We start from the raw sequence: 9,307 nt of genomic DNA, 5'->3' as shown, positions 1-9,307 counted from the left end.
AGGCCACCCCGATCGGCACCTGTGCTGTGCCCACGGCATTGCGCGCGGCGGTGCCATAGATCGGGATCAGATAGAAGGCGACAATAAAGGCGCAAAGGCCCAGAACGATGTCCGAGACGGGAAAACCGTCGCGGTCGCGACGCTCGAACCAGCTGGTGATGATGGCGCCGAATGTGGCGACCAGCAGGGGCACACCGAACCACCAGATTTCGCGTTGATAGACCCAGTCGTAGACGGCGAAGGTTTCGGGAATGGCGGTTCCCGACATCCAGAGCGGTCTGCCGCCCATTTCCATCACCTGATCCGACCCCAGAAACTGGATGAAACCGACGACGGTGAAGGCCGCGATCAGGGCAGGCAGCGCAAGGGCCCCCGCAATGACACGCACGATGCGGGTTTGCGCGGCAGGCGGCGCGTTGGAAGGAAACCCATAGGCCGAGAAAATCACGAACCCCAGCGCCAGTGCGCCCGCGATATGGATCATGCGAAAGTTCCACGGCTCCATCGGCAGGGTCGGCAGGAAGGGCAGGCGGTTCGCCCAAGTGCGCTGGACGTCGCGTGCCGTGCGGCCCAGATCGGTCGCCCTCTCTTGGGCGGCTGCGATCCCGGTGCTGAGCGCGGTGATCTCGTCGGCGTTCTCGGCGGTCAAGGCGACCTCTTCGGCCAGAACCAGAAGGCGGCGCACGCTGTTGCCCGAGAATTCTTCACCCGCAGGCCCAAGAGCATCGCGGAGGTCCTCGAACCCGCCCTGTGCCTCGCGCGCGGCAAGATCGGCCTGGATCGACCAGGGCATGGCGATCACGCCACTGACCGACAAACCATTCAGCGCGGCCATGTGAAACGCCGCATAGAGAAACGCCAAAAGGGCGATCAGCGTGTAAGAGCGACCGGTAAAGAGGCGGCGATTGGCCTCGACCGGTTCTTCATCCACGCCTTCGGCGATGACCTGTCCGGTCTGGCTTGTCGTATTTGTCATTTTTGTTCCCCCCCGAATGGTGCGTTGACCATCCATCGTCTGGCGGCGCGCCTTTTTGGTCTGACTTTACCGCTGCATGAAAACGGGGCGGCGCAAGGCCGCCCCATCCAGTCGTTACATCGCGCCGTGGATGCGGTCGGCGGGGATGTCCGCACCCGCATTCTCGGTGAACCAGCGTGCCGCACCGGGGTGCCAGTTCAGCGATGTGTTCTTGTCCCAATGGATCGGCAGGGTCTCGCGTGCCGAGGCGTGGATGCCGACCATGCGCTCGTTGTCGGACATCACGATGTCGGTGACCGCATAGACAAAGGATTCAGGCAGGTCACAGTTCGCAATGGCGAAGTTCCACATGGCCACGGACCGGGCAGGGGCCCCTAGCGTGGAATAGGTGGTTTCGGCGATCTCGAAGCCGGAGACGGGGAAGGCCGCGATAATCTGGGCCTGCTCTTCTTCGGTGAATTCGATGATGTTGATGTCCGTCTGAACCTCGAGCTGCGAGACGGCCGGAATTGGAACACCGGCTGCAAAGGCGATCACGTCCAGCAGACCATCCTGAAGCTGACCACCAAGGTCATCCCAGCCACCGTTGCGGCGCTCGAATTCAACGCCGAGGGCTTCCAGCATCAGCGGGAAGTAGGTGTCCGATGTCGAACCGGCCGGACCGAAACCGATGCGCGCACCGGCGGGGATGTCCTCGATCTGCTCGATGCCCGTCGATGACAGTGCAGTCACCGAGAAGGGCGTCTGATACATCGGGAACATCGCACAGGCGTTGGTCATTTGCAGACCCGGCGCAATCGGGTTGGTGCCGGCATAGGATTCCGCGGCAGGGCCCATTGTGGTCAGGCCGAACTGCGCGTCACCCGAATGCACTAGCGCCATGTTCTGCATGGGGCCGCCGGTGACTTCGCCGCCGCCGGTGATGCCAAGCTCATTGGCGACGAGGTTTGCCCAGCCAGAGCCATAGACGAAAAATGTGCCGCCCTGAGACGCCGTGCCGACGGTAAAGCTGTCAGGCCAGCCGGTCCGGTCCTGCGCGGCCACTGCCGTCGCGGTCAGCGCGGTGGTTGCGAGAATCGCTACTAGTTTCATGCGTGGTTCCTCCACTATAGGTTATCCGATCCCTCCCGGATCGGTTTCGTGACCCAATCACATCGCCTGTTATAGGCTCTGCGTCGCGATGGTCCAGAACGATCACGCTGTTCACCAGCCGGATGGGAAAGTGTTTGCGTTAATAGTTTCACATATTCGCCATCTCGGGGGGCTTGGGGTTGTGGCATGGTCGGAAGGGGTCAGCGCATATTCCTGCGGCTTCGCGCGAGGCCGAACGATCATCCAGTTATCGCATAATCAGTATTATGTAAAAAATGCAATCAGGGTTGCGCGAGGCCCAGCGCGTCAGATTGCGCACGGCCAAACAGCTTTAGCCGTCAACGCATTGACGATCATCGGCAAATCCCCCGTCGCGCCATTTCGATCAGCGCCCCGGGTTTGACGACCGGCCCTTCGTCACCTACCAATCGTGCGATATGCACCAAGGGCGATCATGCGCAATCTCATCATCACTTCCATGCGCAACGAGGCGCCCTTCGTGCTCGAGTGGATTGCCTACCACCAGCACATCGGCTTCACCGATTTCCTGATCTATACCAATGATTGCGACGACGGCACCGATCTGCTGCTCGACCGGCTGGCCGAACTGGGCCATGTCGTGCACCTGCGCAGCCACTCGGGCGGGAAAAAGCCGGTGCAATGGCGCGCGCTGAACAAGGCCCGGCGTCACCCGTTGACACGATCTGCCGACTGGATCTTCGTGGCCGATGTCGATGAATTCCTGAATATTCATGTGGGACAAGGATTGCTGGCCGATCTCCTTGGCGCGCGCCCCGAGGCTGCGGGCTTTGCGATTCCCTGGCGGATGTTCGGCAATGCCGGTGTCCGCCGGTTCGAGGATCGCCCGGTCATCACGCAATTCACCCAAGCCGCACCCGAGGCGATGATCTGGCCCTGGCGCGCGGTGCAATACAAGTCGCTCTTCAAGGCGGATGGCGAAGACGTCGACTTGGGTGTTCATCGACCAAAGTCCGGCACTGCGGACCGGTGGTGCGATGGCAACGGACAGCCTGACCGCGCGGCCCGTGCCACCTATCAGTTTCAGCGCGGCGCCCGTTATGGATTGGCGCAAATCAATCACTATGCGCTTGGATCCATTGAATCATTTCTGGTCAAGCGCGACCGTGGCAAGCCGAACCATCACACCGATCCGATCGACCTTGCTTATTGGGTGGAACGGAATTTCGCGGCAGCGGAGGATCGCTCGATCCTGCGCCATGCGGCTGCGGTGTCCCGCCGTGTCGATGCCTTTCACAAGGACCCGACCCTGGCCGGTCTGCATGCAGAGGGTGTCGCTTGGCGGCAAGGCAGGATCGCGGCCCTGCTTGCGGATCCCGAGGTCTTCAATCTCTATACTACGCTGTTGCAGGTGGCCCCGACCTGCCCCCTGCCCCTTGGGGATCAGGAACAGCTCTTCAATCAACTGGTCCGGTTGCGGCGTGCATTGCGAAGCAAGACGAAGCCGTAAAGTTGTAAATCTGCCATTCACCCCGCGTTTGTTGCCCCTTTTGCCGCAGAAATTCGTTTGCAGTCCGTGGGCCGGGTGCTAGCAAACTGCATGACGCAAAAAATCCTTATCCTGAACGGCCCGAACCTCAACCTGTTGGGCACGCGCCAGCCCGAGGTCTACGGCGCGACCACGCTCGCCGAGATTGAAGCCATGTGCCATGCGCGGGCGCAAGAGCGCGGGATCGCGGTCACTTGCGTCCAGAGCAATCACGAGGGCGCGCTGGTCGATCAGCTTCACGCAGCCCGCGGTGTCTTTGCCGGCGTGGTTCTGAATGCCGGCGCCTATACCCATACATCCGTGGCACTGATGGATGCGATTTCAAGCACCATGCTGCCCGTTGTCGAATTGCACCTGTCCAATATCCACGCACGCGAGGCGTTCCGGCATCGCTCGTTCATTGCGCCCGTTGCTGTGGGCCAGATTTGCGGGTTCGGCGCGGCGGGCTACCCGCTTGCCATTGATGCCTTGCTCGCGCACCTTGGCGCCGATGAATGACCGATCTGATCCAGACCTTGGATGAGATGGTTGCGACCACCGATGTCGAGGATCTTTGGACACTGCACAAGGCGAAGATGCGAACCTACGGTTTCGACCGGCTGATCTACGGCTTCACCCGTCATGGCGGTTCGGCGTCTGTGGGCAGCCCGAGTGACTGGATGATCTTGTCGTCGCAAACCCATGAATACATGAATTCTTTTGTCAAAGGCGGTCTTAACAAGGACGCCCCCATGCTGCGGTGGGCGCTGGAGCACGAGGGCGCTTGCAGTTGGCAGTGGATGCACCAGAAGGCGCATGACGACCGTCTGACGGCCTCTGAGCGCCGGGTGCTGGAATTCAACAAATCCATGGGGGTCACCGCCGGATATACGATCAGTTTTCGGTCGGTGTCGTTGCGGGTGAAAGGGGCAATCGCGCTGACGGCTGCATCTGGCATGACCCAGGATGAAGTGGATCAGATCTGGGCGATACGCGGCAGGGAAATCCTGTTGTTGAACAACGTCATGCATCTCAAGGTTCAGACGCTTCCGCAGGCTGTGGGTTGCAAGCTGACCAACCGCCAACGCGAGGTGCTGCAATGGGTCGGCGACGGCAAGTCGGTGATGGACATCGCCGTTTTGCTGGGACGCAAGCCTGCCACGGTGGAAAAGCACCTTCGCCTCGCCCGCGAGGCACTGGGCGTCGAGACAACGGCACAGGCGGTGCTGAAGGCCGCACTTCATAACCAGATGTTCGTCGTCGCGCCCGAAAAGCGGTAGCGCAGGACCTGACCTGTCCAAAAGGATAGGTCCCCTGACCCATCAGGTCAGGTTTCCCTGACTTTGTTGCCCTTGCGTCATGTGGCACTGTTCATTTGTTCCGTGAGTGTGGGCCTTGGGCCCTGGATCAGAGCCGACAACCCCTGCGATATCAGGGCTCTTGTTGGCTTGTTCCGGTTAACCGGTAGCTTGGTGTGGAAGGTTTGCCGGACGCACCAAGCGTTCGGCCTCTTTTCCGCCTCCCGATTGCGCAAAGAGGCGGGCATGTCGGTTAGGTCCTTGTCGATGGGGTTGTCCGACAGCTTCTCCCCCGACGACGAAGGGCGGTCCGTTCACACAGACCGCCCTTTGCGTTTCTCGAAAGATGTTGTGATCAAGCGTTGAGCTTGGCGACCTCGGCGGCGAAGTCTTCTTCTTTCTTCTCGATCCCTTCACCCACGGCCAGACGGACGTAACCGGTGATTTCGACGCCCGCTTCCTTCGCGGCATCCGCAACGGTGAGGTCGGGATTGACGACGAACTGCTGGCTGAGAAGCGTGACTTCGGCCATGTATTTCTTCATGCGGCCGACGATCATCTTTTCGATCACGGCTTCGGGCTTGCCGCTTTCACGGGCGATGTCCATCTGGACCTGCTTTTCCTTCTCGACCATGGCGGGGTCAAGATCCGCCTCGGAGAGTGCGGCAGGGTTCGCGGCGGCGATGTGCATGGCGACCTGACGGCCGAAACCCTCGTCATCGCCGGTCATGGCGACCAGAACGCCGATATTGCCCATGCCCTCGGCAGCGGCGTTGTGCACGTAGGTGACGACCTTGCCGCCTTCCAGCTTGTTCATGCGGCGGACCGACATGTTCTCGCCGATGACAGCGACGGCATCAGTGACGGTCTGTTCGACCGACTTGCCGTTGATCTGGGTCGCTTTCAGACCGTCGAGATCGGCGGCACCCAGTGCGGCCTGCGCGATGCCTGCGACCATTTTCTGGAAGTCGGCGTTCTTTGCGACAAAGTCGGTTTCCGAGTTCACCTCGACCGCGACCCCCGTGCCGCCATCGACGGCCACGGCCACAAGTCCTTCGGCCGCTGTCCGGCCGGATTTCTTTGCGGCCTTCGCAAGGCCCTTGGTGCGCAGCCAGTCAACGGCGGCTTCCATGTCGCCATCGGTTTCGGTCAGTGCCTTCTTTGCGTCCATCATGCCTGCGCCCGTGCTTTCGCGCAGTTCCTTCACCATTGCAGCGGTGATCGCCATCGTGTTTCTCCTCAAGAGGTCTTGTTGGAATGGGCGGGGCATAGCGCCCCTGCCCTGTCAGTTTTGTGACGCTCAGCCGGCGGTCGCTTCTTCGGCGGCGGCTTCTTCTGCGATCACTTCCTCGGCCAGTTCTTCCATGGCGCCCATATCGACACCGGCCGCACCCAGTTGCGCGGTCATGCCGTCAAGGGCGGCACGCGCGGCCAGATCGGTGTAAAGCGCGATGGCGCGGGCGGCGTCATCGTTGCCCGGGATCACATAGTCCACACCCGCAGGCGAGCAGTTGGTATCGACAACAGCCACAACGGGGATCCCCAGCTTGTTGGCTTCGGCGATGGCGAGGTCTTCCTTGTTGACGTCGATGACGAACAGAAGGTCAGGCACGCCGCCCATTTCGCGGATACCGCCAAGCGAGGCCTGCAATTTGCCCTGCTCGCGCTCCATGCCCAGACGCTCTTTCTTGGTCAGGCCGGTAAAGCCGTGCTCGGCCGCCTCGTCGATGGCCTTGAGGCGGTTGATCGACTGCGACACGGTCTGCCAGTTGGTCAGCGTGCCGCCAAGCCAGCGGTGGTTCATGTAGAATTGCGCGGATTTCTCGGCGGCTTCCATGATCGGCTTGGCGGCCTGACGCTTGGTGCCGACAAAGAGGATCCGGCCGCCCTTGGCGACTGTTTCGCGGATGACCTGCAGCGCCTGATCCAACATGGGAACAGTCTGTGTCAGGTCCATGATGTGGATGCCATTGCGCGACCCGTAGATGTATTTGTCCATCTTGGGGTTCCAGCGGGCGGTCTGGTGACCGAAGTGAACGCCAGCCTCAAGCAGCTGACGCATGGTGAACTCGGGAAGAGCCATGTCGTTTTCCTTTTCCGGTTTCAAGCCTCGGCGGGGGATCATTCCGGAACACGTCCGGGACAACCGGTGGATCCTTTGGGATGTCTCCCCATCGGACCCGCCCCCGCCTGCGGGATTAAGTGCGCGCCTCATAACGGGGGTCGCGGGGCGTTGCAAGCCTTGGAATGCCTCCGGCGGGAGTTTCGCGGGAGAAAGAAGTCCGGTGGCTAGAGAAACACCCGTTCAACGCACCAGTAGGCCCCGACGAAAGCGATGGCGAGCGAGGCAGGAACCGCCACGATCCGGCGGTAGGCGTCCGCTTGGTCGCGAAACCGGATCGACATGATGCAAAGGCCGAAGACGCCAGCAAGCGGGACAGAGAAGATCCAGACCGGATTTTCGAGTAATGCCACGAGGCTTGCCGGATTGAGGATGCCAAGGGCGACCGCGCCGACCAGCAGGCCCAGATAAATCGCATATCCACGCCCGACCTCGGCTGCGCCGCGATCGATCCGCAGGGCCTGCCAGACACAGAGGGCCATGATGGCGATGACGAAAAGCTGGCCGATCTCGACCCCGACGTTGAAGCCGATCAAGGCGGCGATGAACGTCTCATCGGGCAGTCCGAATTCGGCAAGGACCGAGGCGAAGCCAAGCCCATGCAGCAGGCCGAAAGCGAAGATGATGAACGGCCGCCAGGGTGTAAGGCCCTTCGCCCAGATGTTCTCGACCGCCACAAAGACGATGGATGCGGCGATCAGGGGTTCCACGATGGCGCCCGGCAGGCTGAAGATGCCCAGCGCCGCCAGCGCCAGCGTGATCGTATGCGCGACGGTGAAAAGGGAGATCTGGATGATCAGCGGCCGCATCCGGGCGGCCAGAAAGAACAGGGCCAGCACGAAAAGGATATGGTCGAGACCCTTGGGCACGATATGGTCGAAACCGACAGGGATATAGCCGACGAAAGTGTCCCAACCCGATGCCTGCCCGCCGCCCTGCAGCGCGATCTCTGCCGAGAGCGCCCCGCCTTGCAGGTAGCCGTCATAGGGCGCCGGAACACCCATCTGGCGCAGCACCAGAACCCCGAAATTGGCAGCCCAGCCGACCTGAACCGTTTCGGCCCCTTCCGGCAATGCGGCCGTGAAGGTAAACGACGAGGTCCGCACAAGGTCGGTATCGCCGACCTGATCGACAAAGACGTCGTCCAGTTCGGGCACCAGCGCCATGCCGTCCGCCGTGATCGTCAGACCACTGGCCATGAGGGGCCAGAAGGCGCGGAATTCCTCTGCCAGCCGCGCGGGTGGCAGTGCGCGCAGCGCGTCATAGCGCACCGCTTGCGGCGTTTCATTGGTATCGGACGTCGCGGCAAGGTCGATGCCTGCGATGAAGCTTTCAAGACTGGCCCGCACCTCGAAGATGAGAACGCCGTCCTCCTGCCGCATGTCGGCGATGGAGGGCAGGACCTCGTGCGCCGCTGCCGTTGACGCAAGCGTGATCCAAAGCAGCAGGACGCTTGACACCAAGGCTGCCCATGACAGTTTGGCGTGACTGCATAAGGAAATGAAGATGCGCATTCTCGCCCTCGTGATTGGTCTTGTCGCCACGCCTGCCGTCGCACATGAGTTCTGGATCGAACCGCTTGACTACCAAGTCGGCGCGGACGGTAGATTAGAGGCGCATCTTGTCAATGGCGAAGCGTTCGCAGGGGCCAAACAGCCATACCTGCCGCAACGCCACGAGAATTTCGTGCTTTTCGCGGGCGAAGACGCGGCGCGGGTGCAAGGGCGTCTGGGGGATTCGCCTGCGATGAACGTCCCGCCGCTGGCCGAGGGGCTGAACATCGCGGCCTATCAGGCGCGCAACGCCACGGTGAACTACGAGAACTGGGAGAAATTCCAGCGCTTTGTCGATCACAAGGACTTTGGCGATGTCCTGTCGCTGCATCAGGCGCGCGGGCTGTCGATGGAAAACTTCGGGGAACTTTATTCGCGCTATTCCAAGACATTGTTCGGTGTCGGCTCTGCCGAGGGTGCGGACCGGCGTGTCGGCCTGGAAACCGAGATCGTCGCGCTGACCAACCCCTACACCGATGATCTGACCGACGGGATGCAGGTGCAGGTCTTCTACCGCAACGATGTCCGCGCCGATGCGCAGATCGAGATTTTCGAGAAAGACGCAAGGGGCAACGTCGCGATCAGTCTCTACCGCACCGACGAGAACGGGATCGGCACCTTTCCGGTCCGCCAAGGGTTCAGCTACATGGTCGATGCCGTTGTCCTGCGCGAACCCAGCGCCGAAGAGGCGGCCACCACCGGCACCGTCTGGGAAACGCTCTGGGCGAACCTGACCTTCGCCGTGCCAGAGTAGATATT

The 9,307-nt window shown here is 61.4% G+C and carries 8 protein-coding genes and 1 pseudogene; 4 read left to right on the top strand and 5 right to left on the bottom strand.

Annotated features, from left to right (window positions below; translation table 11 throughout):
- Both V7N12_RS04350 and V7N12_RS04345 read right to left on the bottom strand, forming a co-directional pair.
- Positions 1-976 (bottom strand): annotated as a pseudogene (locus V7N12_RS04350) (TRAP transporter permease); the annotation flags it as partial.
- 114 nt (positions 977-1,090) lie between these two features.
- Positions 1,091-2,068: a TAXI family TRAP transporter solute-binding subunit gene (locus tag V7N12_RS04345; RefSeq protein ID WP_333712937.1), complete on the bottom strand. Its 978-nt coding sequence runs from the start codon at positions 2,066-2,068 to the stop codon at positions 1,091-1,093.
- A 454-nt stretch (positions 2,069-2,522) separates the two neighbouring features.
- Here V7N12_RS04345 and V7N12_RS04340 point away from each other — a divergent pair, with 454 nt between their 5' ends.
- From V7N12_RS04340 to V7N12_RS04330, 3 genes are all read left to right on the top strand, one after another.
- The gene (locus tag V7N12_RS04340) at positions 2,523-3,557 is read left to right on the top strand and encodes a glycosyltransferase family 2 protein (protein ID WP_333712936.1); all 1,035 of its coding nucleotides are present in this window, start codon (positions 2,523-2,525) and stop codon (positions 3,555-3,557) included.
- 90 nt (positions 3,558-3,647) lie between these two features.
- Positions 3,648-4,094, top strand: a complete 447-nt coding sequence (gene aroQ, locus V7N12_RS04335) for a type II 3-dehydroquinate dehydratase (RefSeq protein ID WP_333712935.1) — start codon at positions 3,648-3,650, stop codon at positions 4,092-4,094.
- A complete protein-coding gene (locus tag V7N12_RS04330; RefSeq protein WP_333712933.1) occupies positions 4,091-4,855 on the top strand; it encodes an autoinducer binding domain-containing protein in 765 nt (254 codons plus the stop codon). The genes aroQ and V7N12_RS04330 overlap by 4 nt, the downstream gene beginning before the upstream one ends.
- Before the next feature lie 373 nt (positions 4,856-5,228).
- On the opposite strand, the gene tsf is transcribed toward V7N12_RS04330, so the two are convergent.
- From tsf to V7N12_RS04315, 3 genes are all read right to left on the bottom strand, one after another.
- The gene (gene tsf / locus V7N12_RS04325; protein WP_333712932.1) at positions 5,229-6,101 is read right to left on the bottom strand and encodes a translation elongation factor Ts; all 873 of its coding nucleotides are present in this window, start codon (positions 6,099-6,101) and stop codon (positions 5,229-5,231) included.
- A 72-nt stretch (positions 6,102-6,173) separates the two neighbouring features.
- Positions 6,174-6,956, bottom strand: a complete 783-nt coding sequence (gene rpsB / locus V7N12_RS04320; RefSeq protein ID WP_333712931.1) for a 30S ribosomal protein S2 — start codon at positions 6,954-6,956, stop codon at positions 6,174-6,176.
- Positions 6,957-7,162: 206 nt separating this feature from the next.
- Positions 7,163-8,455, bottom strand: coding sequence for a HupE/UreJ family protein (locus V7N12_RS04315; protein ID WP_333712929.1), 1,293 nt, complete (start codon positions 8,453-8,455; stop codon positions 7,163-7,165).
- Between the two features lie 46 nt (positions 8,456-8,501).
- On the opposite strand from V7N12_RS04315, the gene V7N12_RS04310 reads away from it, so the two are divergent.
- Positions 8,502-9,302: a DUF4198 domain-containing protein gene (locus V7N12_RS04310; RefSeq protein ID WP_333712928.1), complete on the top strand. Its 801-nt coding sequence runs from the start codon at positions 8,502-8,504 to the stop codon at positions 9,300-9,302.
- The last annotated feature ends 5 nt before the right edge of the window (positions 9,303-9,307 follow it).

Origin of the sequence: Yoonia sp. (assembly GCF_036770585.1) — a bacterium.
Taxonomy (GTDB): Bacteria; Pseudomonadota; Alphaproteobacteria; order Rhodobacterales; family Rhodobacteraceae; genus Yoonia.
This window is presented reverse-complemented; position numbering and strand designations above follow the sequence as displayed.

Coding starts and splice junctions, on each gene's coding strand:
- tsf (WP_333712932.1), bottom strand. CDS start 6,101: ATGGCGATCACCGCTGCAATGGTGAAGGAACTGCGCGAAAGCACGGGC.
- rpsB (WP_333712931.1), bottom strand. CDS start 6,956: ATGGCTCTTCCCGAGTTCACCATGCGTCAGCTGCTTGAGGCTGGCGTT.
- V7N12_RS04330 (WP_333712933.1), top strand. CDS start 4,091: ATGACCGATCTGATCCAGACCTTGGATGAGATGGTTGCGACCACCGAT.
- V7N12_RS04345 (WP_333712937.1), bottom strand. CDS start 2,068: ATGAAACTAGTAGCGATTCTCGCAACCACCGCGCTGACCGCGACGGCA.
- aroQ (WP_333712935.1), top strand. CDS start 3,648: ATGACGCAAAAAATCCTTATCCTGAACGGCCCGAACCTCAACCTGTTG.
- V7N12_RS04310 (WP_333712928.1), top strand. CDS start 8,502: ATGCGCATTCTCGCCCTCGTGATTGGTCTTGTCGCCACGCCTGCCGTC.
- V7N12_RS04340 (WP_333712936.1), top strand. CDS start 2,523: ATGCGCAATCTCATCATCACTTCCATGCGCAACGAGGCGCCCTTCGTG.